This is a genomic window from Streptomyces sp. NPDC046349 (genome assembly GCF_055587885.1).
Map to the genome: position 1 here is coordinate 345,537 of NZ_JBVJFK010000011.1, position 24,984 is coordinate 370,520.

The window sequence follows — 24,984 nt, forward strand, 5'->3', positions numbered from 1 at the left end:
ACCTGACGTCCCGTCAGGAATAGGTGCCGCCTTACCCGCCGTCCACCGCCGGGATAGTCTGGCCACCGTACCTATCGCGGGAGTCCGGCGCACCGGGCTGAGAGGGAGGCTGGCCGGCCTCCGACCGTACGAACCTGATCCGGGTCATGCCGGCGAAGGGAGGGGCTGGACGCCCATGCACTCATCTCGAAAGGGAACCGGCCGGGGATCCGACGTCCTCGTCATCGGAGGCGGGATCATCGGCCTCGTCACCGCCTGGCGGGCCGCGGAGCGCGGACTGGTCACCGTACTCGCCGACCCGGCACCCGGCGGCGGCGCCGCCCAGGTCGCGGCCGGCATGCTCGCCCCCGTCACCGAACTCCACTACGGCGAGGAAGCCCTCCTCGGCCTCGGCCTCGCCTCCTCCGAACGCTATCCGCGGTTCGCCGCCGAGCTCGCCGCCGCCAGCGGCGGCATGGACATCGGCTACCGCGCCTGCGGCACCCTCGCCGTCGCCCTCGACGCCGACGACCGCCTCCACCTGCGCGAACTCCACGCCCTCCAACGCCGCTGCGGCCTGAAGTCCGAATGGCTCACCGGCCGCGAGTGCCGCCGCCTGGAGCCCATGCTCGCCCCCGGCGTACGCGGCGGCCTGCGTGTCGACGGCGACCACCAGGTCGACCCGCGCCGGCTCGCCGCCGCCCTGCTGGCCGCCTGCGAAGGCGCCGGAGTGACGATCCGCCGGGCTGCCGCAGAGCGGCTCCTCACCACCGCGGACCGGGCGACCGGCGCCGCCCTCGACGACGGCACGGAGCTGCACGCCGACCAGGTGGTCCTGGCCGCGGGCTCGCTCAGCGGCAGGCTGTCGGGCGTACCCGCCGAGGTACTGCCCCCTGTACGGCCCGTCAAGGGGCAGGTGCTGCGCCTCGCCGTACCCCCCGCGTACGCGCCGTTCCTCTCCCGCACCGTACGGGCGGTCGTGCGCGGCAGCCACGTCTACCTCGTGCCCCGCGAGAACGGCGAGCTCGTCATCGGCGCCACCAGCGAGGAACTCGGCTGGGACACCACCGTCACCGCGGGCGGGGTCTACGAACTCCTGCGCGACGCCCACGAACTGGTCCCCGGCATCACCGAGCTCCCGCTGACCGAGACCCGGGCGGGACTGCGCCCCGGTTCGCCCGACAACGCCCCGCTGCTGGGCCCCACCGACCTGCCCAGCCTGCACCTGGCCACCGGGCACTACCGCAACGGGGTGCTGCTGACCCCGCTCACCGGCGAGGTGCTGGCCGAGCTGCTGGTCACCGGCGAACTGCCCGAGATCGCGCGGCCCTTCACCCCCCGCCGCTTCTCCGCCGCACGTCAGGAGTCGTACGCATGACCATCTCCGTCAACGGCGAGCCGCGCGAGGTCGCGGCCGGCACCACGCTCGACGCCGTCGTCGCCACCCTGACCGCGGCCCCCTCCGGTGTTGCCGCCGCACTCAACGAGACCGTCGTCCCCCGCGGGCAGTGGCCGGACACCCGCGTGGGCGACGGCGACCGCGTGGAGATCCTCACCGCGGTCCAGGGAGGCTGACCGGCATGGCCGACGACCTCTTCACACTGGGCGACCGGACCTTCTCCTCCCGCCTGATCATGGGCACGGGTGGCGCCCCGAGCCTGGACGTGCTCGAACGCGCCCTGGTCGCGTCCGGCACCGAACTGACCACCGTGGCCATGCGCCGCCTCGACCCGACGGTGCAGGGCTCGGTCCTCTCCGTCCTCACCAAGCTCGGCATCTCGGTCCTGCCGAACACGGCCGGCTGCTTCACCGCCGGCGAGGCCGTGCTCACGGCCCGGCTCGCGCGGGAGGCCCTCGGCACCGACTGGATCAAGCTGGAGGTGGTCGCGGACGAGCGGACGCTCCTGCCCGACGGCATCGAGCTGCTGGACGCCGCCGAGGTCCTGGTGGACGAGGGCTTCACCGTCCTCCCGTACACCAACGACGACCCGGTGCTCGCCCGCAAGCTGGAGGACGTGGGCTGCGCGGCGATCATGCCGCTCGGCTCCCCCATCGGATCCGGCATGGGCATCCGCAACCCGCACAACTTCGAGCTCATCACGGAACGGGCCTCGGTCCCGGTCATCCTCGACGCGGGCGCGGGCACCGCCTCCGACGCCGCCCTGGCGATGGAACTGGGCTGCGCCGCGGTGATGTTGGCCTCGGCCGTGACCCGGGCCCAGGAGCCGGTCCTGATGGCGTCCGCCATGCGGGACGCCGTCTCGGCGGGCCGCCTCGCCTTCCGGGCGGGCCGCATCCCCCAGCGCCGCTTCGCCGAGGCCTCCTCCCCCACGGAAGGCCGCGCGACCCTCGACCCGGAGCGCCCGGCCTTCTGACGGGCGCGGGCCGGGGGCTCAACCCACCCCACCACAGCATCTTGTGGCCCGAACGCGCTGGTCACTGGCGGTTCGGGCGGGTGGGCAGCCACCGGGTCGGTGCGGGGGTGCCGAGGGGTTGGAGGCCCCGCCCCGCCCCCTCTCCACGTCACAGCTGCGCTGCAAGGAGACCCGCCCCCGCCGGGGTACCGGCGTCGGCTCGTAGAATCGGCGGGTGGATACGACCCTGGAAGACCCCCTCGTCGGGCGCGTGCTCGACGGCCGCTACCGCATCGATGCCCGCATCGCGGCCGGCGGCATGGCCACGGTCTACCGGGCCGTCGACACCCGCCTGGACCGGATCCTCGCCCTGAAGGTCATGCATCCGGCGCTCGCCTCCGACGCCGCATTCGTCGACCGGTTCATCCGCGAGGCGAAGTCCGTGGCGCGGCTCGCGCACCCCAACGTGGTCGCCGTGTTCGACCAGGGCACGGACGGGCCGTACGTGTACCTGGCGATGGAGTACGTCTCCGGCTGCACCCTGCGCGACGTGCTGCGCGAGCGCGGCGCGCTCCAGCCGCGGGCGGCCCTCGACATCCTCGAACCGGTCCTCGCCGCCCTCGGCGCCGCCCACCGGGCCGGCTTCGTGCACCGTGACATGAAGCCCGAGAACGTCCTGATCGGTGACGACGGCAGGGTCAAGGTGGCCGACTTCGGGCTGGTGCGGTCCGTGGACTCCGTGACCAACACCACCGGCTCGGTCCTCGGCACCGTCTCCTACCTGGCTCCCGAGCAGATCGAGAACGGCATCGCCGACACCCGCGCGGACGTCTACGCCTGCGGTGTCGTCCTCTACGAAATGCTCACCGGTTCCAAGCCCCACCTCGGCGACTCCCCCGCCCAGGTGCTCTACCAGCACCTGCACGAGGACGTCCCGCCGCCGTCGGCCGTGGTACCCGGGCTGTCCGTCGGTCTCGACGGGCTCGTGGCGTCCGCCACCGCCCGCAACCCGGACCTGCGCCCCTACGACGCCGCCGCCCTGTTCGGCCTCACCCGCGAGGCCCGCGCCGAGCTCACCGACGCCGAGCTGGACGCCGTACCGCCGCAGGCGCATGCCGTCGAGCGGTCGTCCGCCGAGGACCGCACCGGCGTGATCCCGCGCCCGGTGGCCGCGCAGCCCGTGAACCTCACCTCCCGGTTCGAGACGCCCCCGTTGGACGAGCCGGCTCCGCCCGGGCGGCGGTCGGCGCCCGCCGCGCGGCCGCGCCGCGGCGTGCTGCTGGTGGTCGTCGGCGTCCTGTTGGCGCTGGGCATCGGTACGGGCGTCTGGTACATCAATTCCGGCCAGTTCACCAAGGTCCCCAACCTGCTCGGCAAGACCGAGGCGCAGGCCCGTTCCCAGCTGTCCGAAGCCGGTCTCGGCGTGAAGGGGGTCGAGCGGAAGTTCAGCGACGCCTTCGAGCGCGGGACGGTGATGGACACCGACCCTGCCGGCGGCCGGCGGATCCGCGGCAACGGCGCGGTGACCATCACGATCTCCCGCGGCCCCGAGGTCGTGTCCGTGCCCAACCTGAAGGGCAGGCCCCTGGAGGAGGCCAAGGAGGAGCTGGCCAGGACCGGGCTGGCCCCCGGCGTCGTCACGCAGGCCTTCAGCCAGGACGTCGCCCAGGGCTCGGTGATCAGCACCAACCCGGCGGGCGGCGAGAAGCGGGCGCCCGACACGGCGGTCTCGTTCGTCGTCAGCAAGGGCCGGCCGGTGCCGGTACCGGGTGTGACGGGTCTGCCCTTCGAGCAGGCGAAGGCCACCCTGGAGGGTCTGGGGCTCAAGGTCGCGACGGCTCCCGAGCAGGTCAACGCGCCGTCGGATCCGGGTACGGTCGCCAACCAGTCGATCGGTGCCGGCACCCAGGCGGCGGCCGGGGACACGGTCACGCTGACGGTGTCCAAGGGCCCGCGCCAACTGCCGGTCCCGAACGTGATCGGCCAGGACGTGGACTCGGCCCGCCGGACCCTGGAGGCCGCCGGCTTCAAGGTGAAGGTGGACCGACCGTTGATCTCCTTCAGCAGGACCGTGGACGCGCAGTCGGTGCTGCCGGGGCAGACCGCCGCCGAGGGCCTCACGATCACCATCCGGACCAAGGGACTGTAAGCGCACGTGGTACGCAATCCAGTGGGCGGGCACGTCCCCGTCGCGGGCGGTCTCGCCTCCGTCGGGCTGACGTACGCCCGGGAGATCGGCGCCGAGGCCGTCCAGGTCTTCGTCGCCAACCCGCGCGGCTGGGCCACGCCGGTCGGCAATCCGGCGCAGGACGAGCGGTTCCGCGAGGAGTGTGCGCGGGAGGGCATCCCGGCATACGTGCACGCGCCGTATCTGATCAACTTCGGCTCGCACACCGCGGCCACCGTGGAGAGGTCGGTGGAGTCACTGCGCCACTCGCTGCGCCGAGCCCGGCGGATCGGGGCGCTCGGGGTGGTCGTCCATACCGGCTCGGCGACCGGCGGCCGCCCGCGGGAGGTGGCGTACGCGCAGGTCAGGGAGCACATGCTGCCGCTGCTGGACGAGCTGGCGCACGACGACGATCCGTTCCTGCTGCTGGAGTCGACTGCGGGGCAGGGTTCCTCGCTGTGCTCGCTCGCCGAGGACTTCGGACCGTACTTCGATGCGCTGGACCACCATCCGAAGCTGGGGATCTGCCTGGACACCTGCCACATCTTCGCGGCCGGTCACGATCTGGCGGAGCCGGGCGGGACGAAGGTGACGCTGGACCTGTTGGTGGACACCGTGGGCGAGGGCCGGCTGAAGCTGGTCCACGCCAACGACTCCAAGGAGGGTGTGGGCGCGCACAAGGACCGACACGCGAACATCGGCCAGGGCCACATCGGCCGGGACGCCTTCGCCGAGCTGTGCACGCACCCGGCGATGGACGGCGTACCGCTGATCATCGAGACGCCGGGCGGCAAGGAAGGGCATGCCGCGGACGTGGCGCTGCTGAAGGAGCTGCGAGGCTTGCAGTGATCGGCTGTCCCCGAGGGGTGCCCCTCGCCGCGGGGGCCGGTCCGCGTACGGCCGTCCGGGTGACTCTCGCCCTCTAGAGTTCGGGGCCCTCCCCCGGCTCCTCCTGATACGAGTAGCGCTGCTCGCGCCAGGGGTCGCCGATGTTGTGGTAGCCGCGCTCCTCCCAGAAGCCGCGGCGGTCGGCGGTCATGTACTCGATGCCGCGGACCCACTTGGGGCCCTTCCAGGCGTACAGGTGCGGGACCACGAGCCGGACCGGGAAACCGTGCTCGGCGGTGAGCAGTTCGCCGCCCTCGTGGGTGGCGAAGACGGTCCGGTCGGAGGCGAAGTCGGCCAGCCGCAGGTTGGAGCTGAAGCCGTACTCCGCCCACACCATCACGTGCGTGACCTGCGGTGCGGGCGGCGCCAGGGCAAGCACGTCGCGGGCGAGCACACCGCCCCATTCGGCGCCCTGCATGCTGAACTTCGTGACGCAGTGCAGGTCGGCCACGACGGAGGCGAACGGCAGGGCCGTGAACTCCTCGTGGTTCCAGCAGTGCTTGTCGCCGTCGGCGGTCGCGCCGAAGACGCGGAACTCCCAGCGGTCCGGCTTGAACTTGGGCACGGGACCGTAGTGGGTGACGGGCCAGCCCTTCTGCAGCCGCTGCCCCGGCGGAAGCTCCAGCTGCTCTGCTCCCGGAGATTCCCGGCTTTCCGGCTGACCCATGACTCCATGGTGACAGACTGGGCAGGGTGGTCATGACCAGCTCTGGGCCGATTCGGGCAAGTCGCGGTAACTCCCACTAAGGAGGCACTTACTGGACGGCCCTCAGCGGCGGTGCAAGGATGCGCGCAACTGCCCCGTCACATAGCTGACATTGCCTGGAAGGAGCCTCTGCGATGCAGGGCGACCCCGAGGTCCTTGAGTTTCTGAACGAGCAGCTGACCGGCGAGCTGACGGCCATCAACCAGTACTGGCTGCACTACCGCATCCAGGACAACAAGGGCTGGACCAAGCTCGCCAAGTACACGCGTGAAGAGTCCATCGACGAGATGAAGCACGCGGACAAGATCACCGAGCGCATCCTGATGCTCGACGGTCTGCCGAACTACCAGCGTCTCTTCCACGTGCGCGTCGGGCAGACGATCACCGAGATGTTCCAGGCGGACCGCCAGGTCGAGGTCGAGGCCATCGACCGGCTGAAGCGGGGTATCGAGGTCATGCGCGGGAAGGGCGACATCACGTCGGCCCGTCTCTTCGAGGAGATCCTGGAGGACGAGGAGCACCACATCGACTACCTCGACACCCAGCTGGAACTCATCGAGTCCCTGGGCGAGGCGCTCTACATCGCGCAGCTCATCGAGCAGCCGAGCTGACCCTGCGGCGGACCTGCTCCGGGCAGGTTCCGTGCCGGTTCGGGGCCGGCAGCCCCGCTTTTCAGGCCACTTCCGCCAGCTCGGGCGAGCGCGCCGGAACCGTGTCGGCGGCGAGCACGGACACCGCGTCGCCCTTCTCCAGCAGCTCCCTGCGCGGGCACGCCCCGCGGCCGAGGATGCCCTGGATGGTGCGGACGCAGGAGCCGCAGTCGGTGCCGGCCTTGGTGGCCGAGGCGATCTGGCGGGGCGTGCAGGCCCCGGCAGCCGCGTGTTCCTTGACCTGCTTGTCGGTGATCCCGAAGCAAGAGCAGACGTACACGCGGTTCACCTCCAGGCGCTGAGTGGTACGGAGAGCCATCCCCTATTCGGTGAGGCTTACCTAACCGTACCCAAAGTTAGGGTGACCTAAAAGCCCTGGGTACGACAGTGGGGCGCGGATCACATCGATCCGCGCCCCACTGTCGTAGGAACACACCTACTGATCGCGACGACTAGTCGCGGTAGAGCTCCGCGACCAGGAACGCCAGGTCCAGCGACTGGCTGCGGTTGAGCCGCGGGTCACAGGCCGTCTCGTAGCGCTGGTGCAGGTCGTCGACGAAGATCTCGTCGCCGCCGCCCACGCACTCGGTGACGTCGTCACCGGTGAGCTCGACGTGGATGCCACCCGGGTGGGTGCCGAGGCCCTTGTGGACCTCGAAGAAGCCCTTGACCTCGTCGAGGACGTCGTCGAAGCGGCGCGTCTTGTGGCCCGAGGCCGCCTCGAAGGTGTTGCCGTGCATCGGGTCGGTGACCCAGCCGACGATCGCGCCGGAGGCGGTGACCTTCTCGACCAGCTCGGGGAGCTTGTCGCGGACCTTGTCGGCGCCCATGCGGACGACGAACGTCAGTCGGCCCGGCTCGCGCTCGGGGTCCAGGCGGTCGATGTACGTCAGCGCCTCGTCCACCGTGGTGGTGGGGCCGAGCTTGATGCCGATCGGGTTGGCGATCTGCGAGCAGAACTCGATGTGCGCGTGGTCCAGCTGGCGGGTGCGCTCACCGATCCAGACCATGTGGCCGGAGGTGTCGTACAGCTTGCCGGTGCGCGAGTCGGTGCGGGTCAGCGCGCCCTCGTAGTCGAGCAGCAGCGCCTCGTGGGAGGCGTAGAACTCGACCGCCTTGAATTCGGCCGGGTCGGTGCCGCAGGCCTTCATGAAGTTCAGCGCGTTGTCGATCTCCCGGGCCAGCTGCTCGTACCGCTGACCGGACGGGGAGGACTTCACGAAGTCCTGGTTCCAGGCGTGCACCTGGCGCAGGTCGGCGTAACCGCCGGTGGTGAAGGCGCGCACCAGGTTGAGCGTGGAGGCGGAGGCGTTGTACATGCGCTTCAGCCGCTCGGGGTCCGGGACGCGGGCCTCTTCGGTGAAGGCGAAGCCGTTGACGGAGTCGCCGCGGTAGGTCGGCAGGGTGACGCCGTCGCGGGTCTCGGTGTCCTTGGAACGCGGCTTGGAGTACTGGCCGGCGATGCGGCCGACCTTGACGACCGGCACGGAGGCCGCGTACGTCAGGACGGCGCTCATCTGGAGCAGGGTCTTGAGCTTGGCTCGGATGTGGTCGGCGGAGACACCGTCAAAGGCCTCGGCGCAGTCGCCACCCTGGAGCAGGAACGCCTCGCCCTTGGCGACGGCTCCCAGACGGGCACGCAGCTGGTCGCACTCGCCCGCGAAAACGAGCGGAGGATACGACTCGAGGTCCGCGACGACAGCGCGCAGAGCCTCGGCATCGGGGTACGAAGGCTGCTGCGCCGCGGGAAGGTCTCGCCAGGTCGCCTTGGCGGCGGGGGCTTGGTTTTCAGCGTTCACGGTCACCTCGTACACATTACGGCGTTACGGGTGGCATCCGGCCCCGCGCCCACAACGTGAGACGGTTTTCTCGAAGGCCGTGGACCCCCAGAGGAACGGAATCCATGGTTCAGCACGGGGGTCGGGACGCATCCGGGGCCGCGGCGGCGCTCTGGGCTATGGTGGACCGCATGTACGCGCACACGAACCAGAACTGGTGGTGGCCCGCTCCCGGCGGCCCACTTCCTGCGCGTACCTGAAGACACGCACGACGCGAAGGCCGCCCCGAGGGGCGGCCTTCTCCCGTACCCGGCCTCGGCGCCGGCAGCGAGAGCCGCTCCTCCCCCGACGGAAGGACGCTCCGCCCATGGACACCAGCCGACCGCACCGCCCTGACGTACCCGGCCCGCTGGGCCGGCTGCTCGACGACTCCTGCCCGCCGTTCGCCCTGCTGCGCCGGCGGACCCCCGGCCGCGACCACGACACCGTCGAGGTCCTCCTCGGCGCGGTCCACGAGGCCGAGCGCCTCGCCGACCTGCCCGTCGGCCCGCTGCCCACCCTCGCGCTCGTGCCCTTCCGGCAGATCCGGGAGCGCGGCTTCGACGTGCGCGACGACGGCACGCCGCTGAGTGCGCTGGTCGCCGAGGAGGTGCACGAGATCCCGCTCGCCGAGGCGCTGGCCGCGCTGCCGGCGCACGCGGTGCGGGTCGAGGGCGGCGGCTTCGACGTCTCCGACGAGGCTTACGCGCACACGGTGGAGCGGGTGATCCGGGACGAGATCGGACGGGGCGAGGGCGCGAACTTCGTCATCCGGCGCACCTTCGAGGGCCGGATCGACGGCTTCGGCCCGGCGGACGCGCTCGCGCTGTTCCGCCGGCTGCTGGAGGGCGAGCGGGGCGCGTACTGGACGTACGTCGTCCACACGGGCGGGCGCACGCTGGTCGGGGCGAGCCCCGAGGTCCACGTCCGGATGGCCGGGGGCACGGTCGTGATGAACCCGATCAGCGGGACGTACCGCCACCCTGCCGCGGGACCGACCGTCGAGTCGCTCCTCGCCTTCCTCGGCGACCGCAAGGAGACCGAGGAGCTGTCGATGGTGGTCGACGAGGAACTGAAGATGATGTGCACGGTCGGGGACCGGGGCGGGGTGGTCGTCGGACCGCGGCTCAAGGAGATGTCCCACCTCACGCACACCGAGTACGAACTGCGCGGACGCTCCTCGCTCGATGTGCGGGAAGTGCTGCGGGAGACGATGTTCGCGGCGACGGTCACGGGCTCGCCGGTGGAGAACGCCTGCCGGGTGATCGAGCGGTACGAAAGCGGTGGTCGCGGCTATTACGCGGGCGCACTGGCCCTGCTGGGCCTGGACGCCGCGGGGTCGCAGACGCTCGACTCGCCCATCCTGATCCGCACGGCCGACATCGCCCGGGACGGGCGGCTGCGGGTGCCGGTGGGCGCCACGCTGGTCCGGCACTCCGATCCGGCGGGCGAGGTCGCGGAGACGCACGCGAAGGCGGCGGGTGTGCTGGCGGCGCTCGGGGTGCGGCCGGCCGCACCCCCGCCGGCCTCGGTCGGGGCGCGGCTGGCGGACGACCCGCGGGTGCAGGCGGCCCTCGCCGCCCGGCGGGCCGACCTGGCCCCCTTCTGGTTGCGGATGCAGGAGCGGCCGGCCTCTCCGGCGGGCCACGCGCTGGTGGTGGACGGTGAGGACACCTTCACGGCGATGCTGGCGCACGTGCTGCGGGTGGCCGGACTGGAGGTGACCGTACGGCGCTTCGACGAGCCGGGGCTGCGGGAGGCGGCCCTGGGCTGGGAGGGGCCGATCGTGCTGGGGCCCGGCCCGGGCGATCCGGCGGACCCGGCCGACCCGAAGATGCGGCTGCTGCGCGGGCTGACCGCCGAGCTGTTGGCCGGGCACCGCCACGGCCTGCTGGGGGTGTGCCTCGGTCACGAGCTGCTCGCCGCCGAGCTGGGCCTGCCGCTGGTCCGCAAGGCGGAGCCGGCGCAGGGCGCGCAGACCCGGATCGAGCTGTTCGGCGCCGAGGAGGTGGTCGGCTTCTACAACACGTACACCGCGTACTGCGACGACCCGTTGGCCGCCGGGCTGACCGCCCGTGGGGTGGAGGTGGCCCGGGACCGGTCCACGGGGGAGGTCCACGCCCTGCGCTCCCCGGCCGGGGGTTTCGCGGGGGTCCAGTTCCATCCGGAGTCGGTCCTCACCCTGCGCGGCGCGGACCTGCTGCGGGGGCTGGTGACGGGGGTGCGGGCAGCAGCGGTGTAGCCGCGCTACGGCGGCCCGCCCTGCCGGTCGCGGCCGGCCCCGGCTCCCAGCGGACGGGCGGGCCGGGGCCGCCGGTCACGCGTCCGCCCGCTCCGCCGTACTGCGGCGGCGAAGGGCCGGGGCCCGGCGGGCGGCCTTGGCGCCGAGCACCACGCCGGTCAGGGCCAGGCCGGCCTCGAAGAGGTGGATGCTGCCGAGTGCGCCGCCGACGACGGTCACCAGCCCGGCGCACTGGTCCGCGATGTCCCACCGGCGGGCGGGCCGGCCGGTGGGCTCCGTCCGGCGCAGTCGCCGGAACTCCCGTACCAGGCCGGCCACGGCCAGCGGAATCAGGCCGGCGAAGATCCAGCGGATGATCTCGGGGAAGTCCACGCGAGGAATGTAGGCCCGACCCGTCCGCGCCAGGCGTCCGCCAGGTGAACGGGATCCGAAATCCGGGGGCTAGGGGGCCTGCGGCGGGTCCGGGACGAGGGTGTTCTCGGAGCGGCGGCCCGCGAGGTAGTCGGCCACGTTGGCGGCTGTGGTGCCGACGATCTGGCTCACCGCGTCGGTGGTGTAGTAGGCCTGGTGGGAGGTGACCACGACGTGGGGGAAGGTGACCAGCCGGGCCAGGGTGTCGTCCTCGACGGTCTCCAGGGAGCGGTCCATGAAGAAGACCCCGGCCTCCGCCTCGTACACGTCCAGGCCGACCCCCCTGAAGCGTCCGGCGCGGAGCTCCGCGACCAGGGCTTCGGTGTCGACGAGGCCCCCGCGGCTGGAGTTCACCAGGATCGCGTCGTCCTTCATCAGCCGCAGTGCCGCCGCGTCGACGAGGTGGCGCGTGGACTCCAGCAGCGGCACGTGCAGGCTGATCAGGTCCGCGGAGGCGAACAGCTCCTCCTTGTCCACGTACTTCATGCCGAGCTCCGCACAGGCCGGGTTGCGCGCCACGTCCCAGCCCAGCAGGTGCATCCCGTGGCCGTGTGCGATGCGGGTGAACGCCTCGCCGATCTTGCCGGTGCCGAGCACCCCGACCGTGCGGCCGTGCATGTCGCGGCCCATCAGCCCGTTCAGGCGGAAGTCGAAGTCCCTGGTCCGTGTCGCGGCCCTGACGATGCTCCGGTTCACGGCCATCCCGAGGGTCCAGGCGAACTCGGCGACGGAGTAGGGCGAGTAGTACGAGACGCGGCTCACCGTCAGGCCGAGCTGCCGCGCGGCGTCCAGGTCGATGTTGTTGAAGCCGGTGGAGCGCTGGGCGATCATCCGGGTTCCGCCGGCGGCCAGGATCCGCAGCACACGCCCCTTCAGGTCGGCGTTGACGTTGGAGGAGACGACCTCGTACCCGGCGGCGATGGGGGCGGTGTCCTCGGTGAGGAAGACGTCCAGGCAGCGCACCTCGTGCACGCCTGCGAACGCGGCTTCGAGCATCGGCTTCTCGTCCGCCTGCACGCCGAACGCCAGGATTTCCACGTTCACTCCCGTACGTAGGACCATGGGCCGTTCGTCACGATACGGCCCATGGCGTGCCGACGCCCGGCGGCTCAGCCGAAGAAGACGCCGACCTCCTCGTAGAGGGCGGGGTCGACCGTCTTCAGCTTCGCCGTCGCGTCCGCGATCGGCACGCGGACGATGTCGGTCCCCTTCAGCGCGACCATCTTCCCGAAGTCCCGGTCGTGCACGGCGTCGATCGCGTGCAGCCCGAACCGGGTCGCCAGCCAGCGGTCGAAGGCGCTGGGGGTGCCGCCGCGCTGGATGTGCCCGAGCACCGTCGTGCGGGCCTCCTTGCCGGTGCGCGCCTCGATCTCCTTGGCCAGCCACTCGCCCACGCCCGACAGCCGGACGTGCCCGAAGGAGTCCTTGGTGGCGTCCTTGAGCACCATGTCGCCGTCCTTGGGCATCGCGCCTTCCGCGACCACGACGATCGGCGCGTAGCTCGCCTTGAACCGGGAGGTCACCCAGGCGCACACCTGGTCGACGTCGAAGCGCTGTTCCGGGATGAGGATGACGTTGGCCCCGCCGGCGAGCCCCGAGTGCAGGGCGATCCAGCCGGCGTGTCGGCCCATGACCTCGACGACGAGGACCCGCATGTGCGATTCGGCCGTGGTGTGCAGGCGGTCGATGGCCTCGGTCGCGATGCCGACGGCGGTGTCGAAGCCGAAGGTGTAGTCGGTGGCCGACAGGTCGTTGTCGATGGTCTTCGGCACGCCGACGCAGGGGATGCCGTACTCGTCGTGGAGGCGGGCGGCGACCCCGAGGGTGTCCTCGCCGCCGATCGCGATGAGCGCATCCACCTCGTACTTGGCCAGGTTCTCCTTGATGTCGCGCACCCCGTTCTCCGTCTTGAACGGGTTGGTGCGCGAGGAGCCGAGGATGGTGCCGCCGCGGGGCAGGATGCCGCGGACGGCGGGGATGTCGAGGGGGACGGTCCGCCCCTCGACCGCGCCCCGCCAGCCGTCCTTGAACCCGACGAACCCGCAGCCGTACTCCTGCTCGCCCTTGCGGACGACGGCCCTGATCACCGCGTTGAGCCCGGGGCAGTCGCCGCCGCCCGTCAGCACTCCGACCTTCATTGCATCTCCCTTCGCCATGACGGTCACGCTAGTGGTGACGCAGGTCACAACTTGGGATCTGCAAGGGCAATTCCGGTGGAATCGCGGGGCGTTGCGTACGCCCGTTCACTCGTACGAGGACGTAAGTACGATCGACGGCCGTGCGAGCGGGGCTTACGCGTCGTCGAGACCGGCCTCTATCGCGTACCGGACGAGCTCCACACGGTTGTGCAACTGCAGCTTGCCCAGGGTGTTCTGGACGTGGTTCTGCACGGTGCGGTGGGAGATGACCAGCCGCTCGGCGATCTGCTTGTACGAGAGCCCCTTGGCCACCAGCCGCAGCACCTCGGTCTCGCGGTCGGTCAGCTGCGGCGCCTTCGGCTCGTCCGAGGCGGTCGGCACGGGGTCGGTGGCCAGGCGCCGGTACTCGCCGAGCACCAGGCCGGCCAGGCCCGGCGTGAAGACCGGGTCCCCGGCCGCGGTGCGGCGGACGGCGTCGATCAGCTCCTGGGCGCCCGCGGACTTCAACAGGTAGCCGGTCGCACCGGACTTCACCGCCTCCAGCACGTCCGCGTGCTCGCCGCTGGCCGACAGGACCAGGACCCGCAGCGCCGGGTTGGCGCCGACCAGCTCCTTGCAGACCTGCACCCCCGGCATGCCGGGCAGGTTGAGGTCGAGGACCAGGACGTCGGGGGTGACCGCGCGGGCCCGGCGTACCGCCTCGGGGCCGTCGCCGGCGGTGGCCACCACGTCGAGGCCGGCGGCGGCCAGGTCGCGGGCCACCGCATCGCGCCACATCGGGTGGTCGTCGACGACCATCACCCGGATCTCGCGCTGCTCCTGCGGCTGCTGCGGGTTGTTCACGTCGGTTCGCTCGCTCACTTCTTGTCCGTCCTGCCCCTGGGTACCTTCAGTTCCACTTCGGTGCCCTGCCCGGGGACGGACACCAGGTCGGCGCTGCCGCCGAGGTCGCGCAGCCGGCCGCGGATGGACAGGGCCACTCCCATCCGGCCCTCGCCAGCGGCCTGGTCGAGGCGGCCCGCCGGGATGCCTGGGCCGTCGTCGCGGACGGTGACTATCACTTCGTCGCCCCAGTCCTCGACCAGGATCCAGGCCCTGGCCCCTTCCCCGGCGTGCTTGCGTACGTTGTCGAGGGCCGCGCCGACGGCTGCCGCCAGCTCCTTCGCGGCGGGCACGGGCAGCGGTACGGGGGTGCCCGGCTCGGCGAAGCTCACCCGGGACCCGGCGTGCGGGGCGAGGAGCGTGCGCAGGTCCAGCTCGCCGTCGTCCGCGCCGGGCTCGTCGTCGTCGTACGTGTCCACCAGTGCGCCGCGCGACTCGTCGCTGGAGACCCGGGAGGGCTGCACCAGGCCGCTGGAGACGAGCGTGCGCAGCGCCACCTCCTGCTCCCCCGCCATCCTGCCGAGTTCCTCGGCCTCGCCGCCCAGTTCGGAGCCGCGGCGCTGGACCATGGCCAGGACCTGCAGGACGCCGTCGTGGATGTCGCGGGCGAGGCGCTCGCGCTCGCGGGTGGCGGCCTCGATCTCCAGGGCGCGGGCGAGGGTGTTCTCGCTGGCCCGGGCGACCTCGACGACGTAGCCGATGGCCACGGAGGCGACCCAGACCAGCAGGACGTTGTGCAGGGTGTCCCGGGTGGGCTGGCCGCTGTGGACGAGGATGTTGGCCATGGCCACGAAGGTGGAGGCGAAGCAGGCCCAGCGCCAGCCGCCCTTGATCGCGAAGCCGAGGACCGCGCCCGCGGTCCAGATGGTGGGGAGGGTGGGGCCGCCGCCGATGATCCGCTCGTGGGTGTCGACGATCGGCGTCAGCAGGATCCCGACGATCGCGACGGTGAGGTCGGCGACGAGGAACCCCTTGGTGCAGCTCGCGGCGTTCGACACCTTGCGGAAGGTCGCGATCGTCCACCCGGCGAGGACCGCGAGGTAGCCGGCCGCGGGCCAGGGGTGCGGGAACTGCTCGTACGCCGCAGCGAACAGCAGCACCGCGTAGACCATGGTCAGCAGCCGGTACGCGGTCAGGGCACGCCAGAGCGGCTGCTCGACCGACATGCGTACGACGCGTTCGCGTTTCGCCATCTCCCCCACCCCCTGACGGGCGGTACCGCCCGCCGCTACTCGCCCTTGTCGGCCTTCTCCGCCTTGGCCGCCTTCTCGGCGTCCTTGGCCGCTTTCTCGGCGTCGGCGATCTGGCGTTTGGCCGCCGTCGCGTAGATGTCGACGTATTCCTGGCCGGAGAGCTTCATGATCTCGTACATGACCTCATCGGTCACCGAGCGCAGGATGAAGCGGTCGCCCTCCATGCCGTGGTAGCGGCTGAAGTCCAGGGGCTTGCCGATCCGGATGCCGGGGCGCATGAGCTTGGGGATGACCTTGCCGGGCGGCTGGATCTTCTCCGTGTTGATCATCGCGACGGGGATCACGGGCGCTCCGGTGGCCAGTGCCACGCGGGCCAGGCCGCCGGGCTTGCCGCGGTAGAGGCGTCCGTCGGGTGAACGCGTGCCCTCCGGGTAGATACCGAACAGCTCACCGCGCTCGATGACGTCGATGCCGCTCTTGATGGCCGCCTCGCCGGCGCCCCGGGCGCCGGAGCGGTCCACCGGGAGCTGGCCGACGCCCTTGAAGAACGCGGCGGTCAGCCTGCCCTTGACTCCGGGGGAGGTGAAGTACTCCGCCTTCGCGATGAAGGTCACCTTCCGGTCCAGCACGGCCGGCAGGAAGAAGGAGTCGGAGAAGGACAGGTGGTTGCTCGCGAGGATCGCCGGCCCCTCCGCGGGAATGTTCTCGAGGCCCTCCACCCACGGCCTGAACGCGAGTTTCAGCGAACCGCCGATGGAGAACTTCATTGCGCCGTAGATCAACTCGAAAGCCTTCCTGTGTCTGTCGAACAGACCTTATCCCGTGCCCCCGCCGGCAGGAGCCCGACGACCCTGGCCGGTGCCACCCCGGTCGCGTACCTTGAAGTCACACAGAGCAACGCACCCGCCCGACGTACGTCATGATCAAGGAGACCCTGGTGCCCGTCCTCCCTGGAGCCGAGCCGTTCCGCCACGAGGGCGGAGAGGTCGGCGTCCTCCTCTGCCACGGCTTCACCGGTTCCCCGCAGTCCCTCCGTCCCTGGGCCGAGTACCTCGCCGGGCGGGGCCTGACGGTGTCGCTTCCGCTGCTGCCCGGGCACGGGACGCGCTGGCAGGACATGCAGCTCACGGGCTGGCAGGACTGGTACGCCGAGGTGGACCGCGCCCTGCGCGAGTTGTCGGAGCGGTGCACGCAGGTGTTCGTCTTCGGACTGTCGATGGGTGGCGCGCTGACCCTGCGGCTGGCGGCCAAGCACGGGGACGCCATCAGCGGCATCGTGCTCGTCAACCCGGCCAACAAGGTGCATGACCCGCTGGCCTTCGCCCTTCCCGTGGCCCGGCACTTCATCCGGTCGACGCCGGGCATCGCCAGTGACATCGCGAAGCCGGGCTCGGTGGAGGTCGGCTACGACCGGGTCCCGACGCGGGCCGCGCACTCGCTGCGGAAGTTCCTGCAGCTGGTGGACGCCGAGCTGCCGCAGGTGACCCAGCCGCTGCTGCTCCTGCACAGCCCGCAGGACCACGTCGTGCCGCCCGTCGACTCGGCGCGGGTGCTGGCCCGGGTCTCCTCGACGGACGTCACCGAGACCCTGCTGGAACAGAGCTACCACGTCGCGACGTTGGACCATGACGCGGAGCGGATCTTCGCGGACAGTTTTGCGTTCGTCGGCCGACTGGCGGAGAGCGTGGGCAGGGAGAGGGAGGGGGCGGAGGCCGGTGGCTGAGCACGAGGAGCAGTCGGGCGGTATCCCGCCGCTGGACGAGGAAGCGGCGTGGGCCGCGATCGTGGCCGGGTACGGGCAGGAGCCGCCGGACCCGCCGGGGTCCCGGCCGTTCCGGCCGATCGAGAACCTCCTGCTTCCCGAGGAGGACGTCAAGCCGCTGCCCCCGGAGCCGGGCTCGGACGGCAAGCCGAAGCCCGAGCCGGAGTCGAAGCCCGAGCCGCCGGCGGCGGCACCCGCGCTGGGCAGCTCGGTGGTCTTCGCCCCGGGCGTGGGCATGACGGGTCCCCGTGACCATTCGCTGGCGGAGCCGGAGGACGACGACCTGACTCCGGCGGACGAGGGCCATTTCGTCCAGCCGGAGCCGGAGCTCCCGCCCGCGGACACGACGGCGAAGTTCGCGTGGCTCGCGGTGGTCGGCGGTCCGGTGCTCCTGCTGTTGGCGGTGCTGCTGCAGTGGGACATGACCTGGTGGCTGACGACCCTGGGCATCGGGGGCTTCCTGGGAGGCTTCGCGACGCTGGTCGCCCGCATGCAGCACGGCGACGACGAGGACGACGACCCGGGCCGCGGCGCCGTCGTCTGACCGGACGGGCAGGCGGGGCCGAGGCCCCGCCGCGCCCCGGCTCCCGCCGGAGGCATCGCCGCACGCTCCGGCCCCGCCGGCGCACGAGCGCGGGGCATCGGGGCGAAGCCCCGGGCTCGGCGGCACCCCCCGCTCAGCGGCGCGGCACCGGGCGGCCGGCTACGGCGCGGCCGGGAGGCGGAGCGCGGCCAGCACCGGCAGGTGGTCCGTCGCCGACCGCAGGTCCGTGGCCGAGACCCCCGCCAGCCCCGCCGGGACCCCGCAGGCCAGCACCTCCACTCCGGCCGTGGCGAAGACCGCGTCGATCCGCTGGTCCGGCGCCGCCGCCGGGAAGGTCCGCTCCCCGCCCCAGGGCGCCACCGACCAGCAGTCCTGCAGCGCGCCGGCGAGCCGGCGGAAGGCGGGGCCGTCCGGACCCTCGTTGACGTCGCCCGCGGCGATCCCGTACGGGGTGTCCAGCGCGTCGACCCGGTCGAGGAGGAGGTCCGCCTGCTCGCGCCGCTGAACCCGGTCCAGGGAAAGGTGGGCCGAGACCACGCCCAGGCGCACGCCGCCGATGCGGACGACCGCGGTGGCCAGGCCCCGGCGGTGCAGGCCGGGCGTGTGCGGCAGCAGTACGTCCTGCGTCCGCTCCACGAAGACCCGCAGCGAGCACAGCAGCAGCGGGCCGGTCGCGGTCGCGCCTCCGCCCAGTACCACCAGGTCGCATTTGGCGGCGAGCCGTGCCGCGTGTTTGCGCCATCGGAAGAACCGCGGCGCCTCCTGCACGAGGACCAGGTCCGGCTCACAGGCCCGGATGACCCGGACGAGCGCCTCCTCGTCGTCGCGCAGGGAGCGGATGTTGTAGCTGAGCACCCGGATCACGGCGGAACCGTCGGGCTCCGTACGGGACTTCGGCAGCGAGGGCGGCAACTGGTCCATGTACCGCAAGATACGCAGCCGCCCGCCGCTCCCCCAGGGGGCGCGGCGGGCGGTCCGGGTGGAAGGGCTCAGCCCTGGCGGGCCAGGTCGGCCGCGCCGACGAGTCCGGCCTTGCCGCCGAGCTGCGCGGCGAGCACCTGGGCGTGCGGGCGCCAGGCACCGCCGACCAGCCAGCGCTTGAAGGACTTGCGGATCGGGTCGAGGACGAGGTCGCCCTCGTCGGAGACGCCGCCGCCGACGATGAAGGCGGACGGGTCGAAGAGGGAGGCCAGGTCGGCCAGTCCCGCGCCGGCCCAGCGGGCCAGCTCGCGGAAGGCGTCGACAGCCACGAGGTCGCCCTGCCGGGCGGCCTCGCTGATGTGCTTGCCCTCGATGCCGTCGGGGGTGCCGTCGCCGAGCGCGAGCAGGATCGTCGCGTTCTCGGGGGTGGCGTTGGCGCGCTGCTTGGCGTAGCGGACGAGGGCGCGCCCGGAGGCGTACTGCTCCCAGCATCCCTGGCTGCCGCAGCCGCACAGCAGGCCGTCCGGGACGACCCGGATGTGGCCGAACTCGGCGGCGACGCCGAAGCGTCCGCGCCGCAGCTTGTTGCCGATGATGATGCCGCCGCCCAGGCCGGTGCCGAGCGTGATGCAGATGACGTCGTCGTGGCCCTGGCCGGCGCCGAAGCGGTATTCGCCCCAGGCCGCGCAGTTCGCGTCGTTCTCGACGACGACGGGCAGGCCGATGCGCTGCTCGACCTTGTCCTTGAGCGGCTCGTGGCGCCAGTTGATGTTCGGCGCGAAGAGCACGGTCGCGCGCTTGTCGTCCACGTATCCGGCGGCGCCGATGCCTACGGCCTCGATGGTGTGGTTGCTGCTGACCTCGGACACGGCGGCGCAGATGGCCTCCGTCACTCCGTCCGCGGTCGGCGGGGTGGGCACCTTGTACGTCTCAAGGATCGTGCCCTCTTCGTCGACCACGCCGGCCGCGATTTTCGTGCCGCCGATGTCGACGCCGATGGTGAGTCCCATTAGTCCCTCGGTTTCCGGTCAAACCCCGCCACGGCCAACGGTACCCGAGGGCGTCGGGGGTTCAGTCGAGATCGATCCGCTCGGCGGGACCGTCGTCGGGGCCGTCCCCGCGGGGGTCGCGGTCTTCGGAGGCCTTTCGGGGTGCCCTGGTCTCTCCCCGGGTCCAGCGGCCCTCGTGGCCCTCGACGGCGGAGCGGTAGGCGGCGAGCAGCTCGGACCCGGCGGCCGCGAGGTGGTCGAAGACCTCGGGGTTGCGTTCGACGACGGGCTTCGCGGCGGTTTTCGCCTGGTCGACGATCTGGCGGACCGCGCCCTGTGCGGCGGCGCCGAACAGCGGGTTGTTCAGGCCGGAGACCTTGTCGGCGACGGCCTCGAAGAGTTTGAACAGCTCCTCGGCGGCGGTGCCGGTGGCCCCGGATCCGGACCGGTCCTGCCCGCGCAGGCGCTCCTTCTCGGCGGCGAGGTCCTCGGCGCAGGCCTTGGCCCAGGCGTCGTCGTCGGTGGGGCGGTCGGTGGCCTCGCTCATGGCGGACTCTCCTGCGGCGGCTGGGCGTGCGTGCTGTCTACCTTCGACGGTACCCGAACGGGGGTATCCGGTTCAGCGCGTACGGGGCCACAGGCCGGGGTCCGGGGTGAAGCGGATACGGAGCTCGCCTTCGGTGAGGGCGGCGCCGGAGACGGTGCACCGGCGCAGCGCCGAGGGGAGGAGAACGATCCTGCGGTGGGGGCCCGCGGTCAGCAGCAGCTCGTCGCCGCGGCGGACGAGGTCGAGGTCGCGTTTGCGCGCGCCGGGCAGCGGAACCACCCAGACGAGGACGCCGTCCTCGGCGAGCCGGTCCTCGACGGTCCAGGCGCGGCGGGGTGCGGGCGCGTCCGGGACGAGTCCGCCCGGTGCGGCGAGCCGGTCGAGGTCGTCCTGTCCCCGGGGGTCGGGGCCGAGGTGGGCGACGGCGACGACGGGGCCGTCGCCGGCCCACTCGGCGGCGTACTTCTCCTGCTGGGCGGCGAGCCCGGCGAGCCAGGGGCCGGCGGAGGCGTGCGGGACCATCCGGTTGGCGACCACGGCGCGGACGGGCAGCTGCTGGAGGGCGAGGCCGAGGCGGCCCAGCCGGAGCGCGTCGGCGGCGGCCGGGCCGGGCTCGGCGACCAGGCGTACCTCGGTGGTGTCGGCCTCGATGACGGCCTGCACGGCGGCCAGCTCCTCGTCCCAGCGCGCGGCGGCCTCGTAGAGCCACTGGGCGGGCATGGGCACGCCGGCCAGCTGGGCCAGCACGGGCCGCAGGGCGCGGGCGGCCTGCTTCTCGGTGGGGAGCAGGCGGGCGAGGTAGCGGCGCAGCTGGGCGGGGAGGGCGAGGGTGGCGACGGCTTGTTGGAGCGGGGGCAGGTCGACGACGACGAGGTCGGTGTCGGGTGCGGCGGCGGCCCGTCGCAGGGCGCGGAGCAGGGCGAACTGTTCGGAGCCGGGCAGTTCGGTGAGTTCCTCGGCGGCCAGGGGCCGGGCGCCGACCATGGAGAGCAGTGCGGATCCGCGTTCCTGGAGGGCGACGAGTTCGTCGCGGAACTCCTGGCCGCAGTCCACTTGGGCGACGCTCAGGCCGGGCGGGAGCGGGTCGCCGAGCAGTTCGGTGAGCGGGTCGCCCGGGTCGCCGGAGAGCAGCAGCACCCGTCGCCCCCCGCGGGCCGCTGCGAGGGCGGTGGCCGCCGCCACGGTGGTCCGCCCGGATCCGCCGGGGCCGGTGATGAGCAGGGTGTGCATGTGCGGGTGCTCCGGATCGGTGGGGGGCGTCGCCGTGCGGGGTGTGCGGCGGGACGCCGCGGGGCGGTGCCGCGCCGAGGTGGGCGCGGCACCGCCCCGGGTGCCGGGTGGGCTCAGACGGACTCGACGCGCTTCTTCAGGCCCGCCAGGGCGCGGTCGATGATGACCTTCTCGGCCTTGCGCTTGATCATGCCGAGCATGGGGATCTTGACGTCGACGGTCAGCTGGTAGGTGACCTCGGTGCGCTTGCCGCCGTCCACCGGTGCCAGCCGGTAGGAGCCGTCGAGCTGGCGCAGCATCTGGGACTTGTCCAGGGTCCAGCTGACCTCGTCCGTGCCCTTCCAGGTGTAGGCGAGGGTGTGGTCGTCCTTGATCGCGCCCGCGTCGAGCAGCAGCCGGACCTTCTCGGCCCGGCCCGCGGCGTCGGTGGCGAGGACTTCGGCCTCCTTCACCTCGCCGGTCCACTCGGGGTAGCGGGCGAAGTCGGCGATCACGGCCATCACGTCGCCGGGCGCGGCGTCGATCGTGATGCTTGAGCTGGTGTGTTCCGCCATCGCGGTCGCTCCTCCGGAGTGTGTTCGAGGATGTGTACGGCCTCCGGCCGCCGCGTGAAGGCTACCGCGCGTGCGGACGCCGCCACTCCAGTGGCTCCCCGGGCCCGGTGCCGGCGGTGTGGAACAGGCCGGTTCTCACCACTCCATGGCCCATGGGCGGCCGGTCGACGCGAAGTGTCCGACGTTCACGCACTCGGTGGCGCCGATCCGCATCCGTCGGACCAGCGGCTGGTGGACGTGGCCGAAGAGGGCGTAGCGGGGCCGGGTGCGGCGGATGGCGGCCAGCAGGGCCTCGCTGCCGCGTTCGAAGCGGCGTGCGACGGTGTCGTAGCAGAGCTCGGGTACTTCCGGTGGGATGTGCGAGCACAGGACGTCGACCTCGCCGAGGGCCTCGACCTTGGCGGCGTACTCCTCCACGTCCACTTCGTAGGGGGTGCGCATGGGCGAGGGCAGTCCGCCGCCGACGAAACCGAAGACGCGGCCGGCGATCTCGACGCGCTGTCCGTCGAGCACGGTGAGGCCGTGGCGGTCCGCGTACTCGGGCCACAGGGTCGGGATGTCGACGTTGCCGTAGGTGGCGTAGGTGGGGCGGGGGAAGGCGGCGAACATCTCGGCGTACTGGCGGCGCACGGCGTCCTCGATCACCTGTTCGCGGTCGAGGCCCGCCCACAGCCGCCGGCCGAGGGCGTGGGCCTCGTCGAAGCGGCGCTGGGTGCGCAGCTCGACGATGAGGTCGGCGTTCTCGACGCCGAACAGGTCGGGGAAGATGCCGCGCGAGTGGTCGGCGTAGTCGAGGAAGAGGACGAGGTCGCCGAGGCAGATGAGGGCGTCGGCGCCCTCGCCGGCGCGGGCGAGGGCTTCGGTGTTGCCGTGGACGTCGCTCACGACGTGGACCCGCGTGCGGCTCGATCCGCTCGTGCCGCCGCCGTTCTCGCCCCGCTTGGTGCCAGCCATGCGGACAACCCTAGGGGGACTCGTGGGGGCGGGGTAGTGGCGCTGTGAAAGGTCGGCCTACCTGCGGTTACTTCCGAGTCGCCAGAGGGGTCGACTACTGTCGGCACGTTGGGGCGCGGCCGTGTGAGTGCAGAATGTGACGCACGGAACATCTGGCCGGTTCCCTCTATCGGGAACCCACTACCGGTGGGTAACGTCCGGTCGGTCCACATGGTGGCGATGGCGCCCAGAGGAGCAGCAGTCTTGCGCGAGTTCAGCCTTCCGGCCCTGTACGAGGTCCCGTCGGACGGGAACCTGACGGATCTCATCCGCCGCAACGCCGCTCAGCACCCAGACACCGCCGTGATGAGCCGCAAGGCCGACGGCCGGTGGCAGGACGTGACGGCGACCGAGTTCCTGGCCGAGGTCCGTGCCACGGCCAAGGGCCTGATCGCGGCCGGCGTCCGCCCGGGCGACCGCGTCGCCCTGATCTCCCGCACCCGTTACGAGTGGGTGCTGATCGACTTCGCGATCTGGAGCGCGGGCGGCGTCACCGTGCCCGTGTACGAGACCAGCTCCCCCGAGCAGATCCAATGGATCCTCGGCGACTCCGGCGCCGTCGCGGTCGTCGTGGAGAGCGCCGGGCACGGCAAGGCCGTGGCCTCGCTGCGCGACCGGCTGCCGGAGCTGCGCGAGGTCTGGGAGATCGAGCAGGGGGCGGTGGAGGCGCTGAAGGCGGCGGGCGCGGCCGTCACCGACGCCGAGGTCGAGGAGCGCAGCAGCCTCGCCAACGCCGACGACCCGGCCACCATCGTCTACACCTCGGGCACCACCGGCCGCCCCAAGGGCTGTGTGCTGACCCACCGCAACTTCTTCGCGGAGTGCGGCAACGCGGTGGAGCGCCTGAGCCCGCTGTTCAGGACCGGCGAGTGCTCGGTGCTGCTGTTCCTGCCGGCCGCGCACGTCTTCGGCCGCCTGGTGGAGGTGGCGGCCGTACTGGCGCCGATCCGCCTGGGCTGCGTACCGGACATCAAGAACCTGACCGACGAGTTGCAGTCCTTCCGCCCCACGCTGATCCTCGGCGTCCCCCGGGTCTTCGAGAAGGTCTACAACTCGGCGCGTGCCAAGGCGCAGGCCGAGGGCAAGGGGAAGATCTTCGACGCGGCGGCCGACACGGCCATCGCCTACAGCCGTGCGCTGGACTCCCCGCGCGGCCCGTCGTTCGGACTGAAGCTCAAGCACAAGATCTTCTCGAAGCTGGTCTACAGCAAGCTGCACGCGGTCCTGGGCGGGCGCGGCGAGTACGCGATCTCCGGCGGCGCGCCGCTGGGCGAGCGGCTCGGCCACTTCTTCCGCGGCATCGGCTTCACGGTCCTGGAGGGCTACGGCCTGACCGAGTCCTGTGCCGCGACCACCTTCAACCCGTGGGACAAGCAGAAGATCGGTACGGTCGGCCAGCCGATGCCGGGCTCGGTGGTGCGCATCGCGGACGACGGCGAGGTGCTGCTGCACGGCGAGCAGATCTTCACGGGGTACTGGAACAACGAGGCGGCGACCGCCGAGGCGCTGACCGACGGCTGGTTCCACACCGGCGACGTGGGCACCCTCGACGAGGACGGCTACCTCACGATCACCGGTCGCAAGAAGGAGCTCATCGTCACGGCGGGCGGCAAGAACGTCGCGCCGGCCGTGATCGAGGACCGGATCCGGGCGCACGCGCTGGTCGCGGAGTGCATGGTGGTCGGCGACGCGAGGCCGTTCGTGGCCGCGCTGGTCACGATCGACGAGGAGTTCCTCGGCCGCTGGGCGGCGGAGAACGGCAAGCCGGCCGGTGTCACGGCGGCGGAGCTGCGCGAGGACGAGGACCTCATCGCCGCCGTCCAGAAGGCGATCGACGACGGCAATGCGGCGGTTTCCAAGGCGGAATCGGTGCGGAAATTCCGCATTCTGCCCTCCCAGTTCACGGAGGAGTCGGGTCACATCACGCCGTCGCTGAAGCTCAAGCGCAACGTGGTGGCGAAGGACTACGCGGACGAGATCGAGGCGCTCTACCGCGGCTGATCCCGCGTCGGCGGGG

The 24,984-nt window shown here is 72.0% G+C and carries 25 protein-coding genes and 1 riboswitch; of the genes, 10 read left to right on the plus strand and 15 right to left on the minus strand.

Annotated elements, in window-relative coordinates:
* Positions 1–66: 66 nt before the first annotated feature.
* Positions 67–178, plus strand: a riboswitch (TPP riboswitch).
* The 5 genes from thiO to ACZ6JS_RS26565 all read left to right on the plus strand — a co-directional run bounded on the left by thiO (position 176) and on the right by ACZ6JS_RS26565 (position 5,349).
* On the plus strand, positions 176–1,357 hold the full coding sequence (gene thiO, locus ACZ6JS_RS26545; RefSeq protein WP_469301535.1) for a glycine oxidase ThiO: 1,182 nt from the start codon (positions 176–178) through the stop codon (positions 1,355–1,357). (Overlaps the previous riboswitch by 3 nt.)
* The gene (thiS, locus tag ACZ6JS_RS26550) at positions 1,354–1,554 is read left to right on the plus strand and encodes a sulfur carrier protein ThiS (RefSeq protein WP_030850167.1); all 201 of its coding nucleotides are present in this window, start codon (positions 1,354–1,356) and stop codon (positions 1,552–1,554) included. Before thiO ends, thiS begins: the two co-directional genes overlap by 4 nt.
* A 5-nt stretch (positions 1,555–1,559) precedes the next feature.
* Positions 1,560–2,354 carry a thiazole synthase gene (locus tag ACZ6JS_RS26555; protein WP_469301536.1) on the plus strand — a complete coding sequence of 265 codons (795 nt, stop codon included), beginning with the start codon at positions 1,560–1,562 and terminating at the stop codon, positions 2,352–2,354.
* A gap of 214 nt (positions 2,355–2,568) precedes the next feature.
* Complete coding sequence (gene pknB, locus ACZ6JS_RS26560; protein ID WP_469301537.1) at positions 2,569–4,482, plus strand: Stk1 family PASTA domain-containing Ser/Thr kinase; 1,914 nt, start codon at positions 2,569–2,571, stop codon at positions 4,480–4,482.
* Positions 4,483–4,488: 6 nt separating this feature from the next.
* Positions 4,489–5,349, plus strand: a complete 861-nt coding sequence (locus ACZ6JS_RS26565) for a deoxyribonuclease IV (RefSeq protein WP_469301539.1) — start codon at positions 4,489–4,491, stop codon at positions 5,347–5,349.
* A gap of 73 nt (positions 5,350–5,422) precedes the next feature.
* Here the strand turns inward: ACZ6JS_RS26565 and ACZ6JS_RS26570 are convergent, their stop codons facing one another.
* Entirely contained in the window at positions 5,423–6,055 is a 633-nt protein-coding gene (locus tag ACZ6JS_RS26570) for a sulfite oxidase-like oxidoreductase (protein ID WP_136230521.1), read from the minus strand.
* 173 nt (positions 6,056–6,228) lie between these two features.
* Here ACZ6JS_RS26570 and bfr point away from each other — a divergent pair, with 173 nt between their 5' ends.
* A complete protein-coding gene (gene bfr, locus ACZ6JS_RS26575) occupies positions 6,229–6,705 on the plus strand; it encodes a bacterioferritin (protein WP_030037303.1) in 477 nt (158 codons plus the stop codon).
* Positions 6,706–6,766: 61 nt separating this feature from the next.
* On the opposite strand, the gene ACZ6JS_RS26580 is transcribed toward bfr, so the two are convergent.
* Complete coding sequence (locus tag ACZ6JS_RS26580; protein ID WP_469301542.1) at positions 6,767–7,063, minus strand: (2Fe-2S)-binding protein; 297 nt, start codon at positions 7,061–7,063, stop codon at positions 6,767–6,769.
* 133 nt (positions 7,064–7,196) lie between these two features.
* Positions 7,197–8,558, minus strand: a complete 1,362-nt coding sequence (locus ACZ6JS_RS26585; protein ID WP_386399177.1) for a class II 3-deoxy-7-phosphoheptulonate synthase — start codon at positions 8,556–8,558, stop codon at positions 7,197–7,199.
* Positions 8,559–8,889: 331 nt separating this feature from the next.
* Between ACZ6JS_RS26585 and ACZ6JS_RS26590 the strand changes: the two genes are divergently transcribed.
* Positions 8,890–10,803, plus strand: coding sequence for an anthranilate synthase family protein (locus tag ACZ6JS_RS26590; RefSeq protein ID WP_469301545.1), 1,914 nt, complete (start codon positions 8,890–8,892; stop codon positions 10,801–10,803).
* 75 nt (positions 10,804–10,878) lie between these two features.
* Here the strand turns inward: ACZ6JS_RS26590 and ACZ6JS_RS26595 are convergent, their stop codons facing one another.
* The 6 genes from ACZ6JS_RS26595 to ACZ6JS_RS26620 all read right to left on the minus strand — a co-directional run bounded on the left by ACZ6JS_RS26595 (position 10,879) and on the right by ACZ6JS_RS26620 (position 16,194).
* Entirely contained in the window at positions 10,879–11,175 is a 297-nt protein-coding gene (locus ACZ6JS_RS26595; protein WP_469301546.1) for a hypothetical protein, read from the minus strand.
* A gap of 69 nt (positions 11,176–11,244) precedes the next feature.
* Positions 11,245–12,252, minus strand: a complete 1,008-nt coding sequence (locus ACZ6JS_RS26600; protein WP_469301548.1) for a 2-hydroxyacid dehydrogenase — start codon at positions 12,250–12,252, stop codon at positions 11,245–11,247.
* A 71-nt stretch (positions 12,253–12,323) separates the two neighbouring features.
* On the minus strand, positions 12,324–13,352 hold the full coding sequence (locus ACZ6JS_RS26605) for a 6-phosphofructokinase (RefSeq protein ID WP_469301607.1): 1,029 nt from the start codon (positions 13,350–13,352) through the stop codon (positions 12,324–12,326).
* Between the two features lie 153 nt (positions 13,353–13,505).
* Positions 13,506–14,150: a response regulator transcription factor gene (locus tag ACZ6JS_RS26610; protein ID WP_359122858.1), complete on the minus strand. Its 645-nt coding sequence runs from the start codon at positions 14,148–14,150 to the stop codon at positions 13,506–13,508.
* A gap of 59 nt (positions 14,151–14,209) precedes the next feature.
* Entirely contained in the window at positions 14,210–15,427 is a 1,218-nt protein-coding gene (macS, locus tag ACZ6JS_RS26615) for a MacS family sensor histidine kinase (RefSeq protein ID WP_469301549.1), read from the minus strand.
* 35 nt (positions 15,428–15,462) lie between these two features.
* Positions 15,463–16,194 carry a lysophospholipid acyltransferase family protein gene (locus ACZ6JS_RS26620; protein ID WP_469301609.1) on the minus strand — a complete coding sequence of 244 codons (732 nt, stop codon included), beginning with the start codon at positions 16,192–16,194 and terminating at the stop codon, positions 15,463–15,465.
* A gap of 170 nt (positions 16,195–16,364) precedes the next feature.
* On the opposite strand from ACZ6JS_RS26620, the gene ACZ6JS_RS26625 reads away from it, so the two are divergent.
* Together ACZ6JS_RS26625 and ACZ6JS_RS26630 are read left to right on the plus strand one after the other, a co-directional pair.
* A complete protein-coding gene (locus ACZ6JS_RS26625; protein WP_469301550.1) occupies positions 16,365–17,150 on the plus strand; it encodes an alpha/beta hydrolase in 786 nt (261 codons plus the stop codon).
* Positions 17,143–17,733, plus strand: a complete 591-nt coding sequence (locus ACZ6JS_RS26630) for a hypothetical protein (protein WP_469301552.1) — start codon at positions 17,143–17,145, stop codon at positions 17,731–17,733. The genes ACZ6JS_RS26625 and ACZ6JS_RS26630 overlap by 8 nt, the downstream gene beginning before the upstream one ends.
* Positions 17,734–17,892: 159 nt before the next feature.
* On the opposite strand, the gene ACZ6JS_RS26635 is transcribed toward ACZ6JS_RS26630, so the two are convergent.
* The 6 genes from ACZ6JS_RS26635 to ACZ6JS_RS26660 form a co-directional block, all read right to left on the minus strand.
* Positions 17,893–18,654: an endonuclease/exonuclease/phosphatase family protein gene (locus ACZ6JS_RS26635; RefSeq protein WP_469301553.1), complete on the minus strand. Its 762-nt coding sequence runs from the start codon at positions 18,652–18,654 to the stop codon at positions 17,893–17,895.
* A gap of 68 nt (positions 18,655–18,722) precedes the next feature.
* Positions 18,723–19,664 carry an ROK family glucokinase gene (locus tag ACZ6JS_RS26640; protein ID WP_469301555.1) on the minus strand — a complete coding sequence of 314 codons (942 nt, stop codon included), beginning with the start codon at positions 19,662–19,664 and terminating at the stop codon, positions 18,723–18,725.
* Between the two features lie 61 nt (positions 19,665–19,725).
* On the minus strand, positions 19,726–20,190 hold the full coding sequence (locus ACZ6JS_RS26645) for a DUF5304 domain-containing protein (protein WP_469301556.1): 465 nt from the start codon (positions 20,188–20,190) through the stop codon (positions 19,726–19,728).
* A 72-nt stretch (positions 20,191–20,262) separates the two neighbouring features.
* Positions 20,263–21,420, minus strand: coding sequence for an ArsA family ATPase (locus ACZ6JS_RS26650; protein ID WP_469301557.1), 1,158 nt, complete (start codon positions 21,418–21,420; stop codon positions 20,263–20,265).
* A gap of 113 nt (positions 21,421–21,533) precedes the next feature.
* Positions 21,534–21,974: an SRPBCC family protein gene (locus ACZ6JS_RS26655; RefSeq protein ID WP_030850114.1), complete on the minus strand. Its 441-nt coding sequence runs from the start codon at positions 21,972–21,974 to the stop codon at positions 21,534–21,536.
* 135 nt (positions 21,975–22,109) lie between these two features.
* Entirely contained in the window at positions 22,110–22,928 is an 819-nt protein-coding gene (locus ACZ6JS_RS26660; RefSeq protein WP_469301559.1) for a metallophosphoesterase family protein, read from the minus strand.
* A gap of 243 nt (positions 22,929–23,171) precedes the next feature.
* Here ACZ6JS_RS26660 and ACZ6JS_RS26665 point away from each other — a divergent pair, with 243 nt between their 5' ends.
* The gene (locus ACZ6JS_RS26665; protein WP_469301561.1) at positions 23,172–24,968 is read left to right on the plus strand and encodes an AMP-dependent synthetase/ligase; all 1,797 of its coding nucleotides are present in this window, start codon (positions 23,172–23,174) and stop codon (positions 24,966–24,968) included.
* The last annotated feature ends 16 nt before the right edge of the window (positions 24,969–24,984 follow it).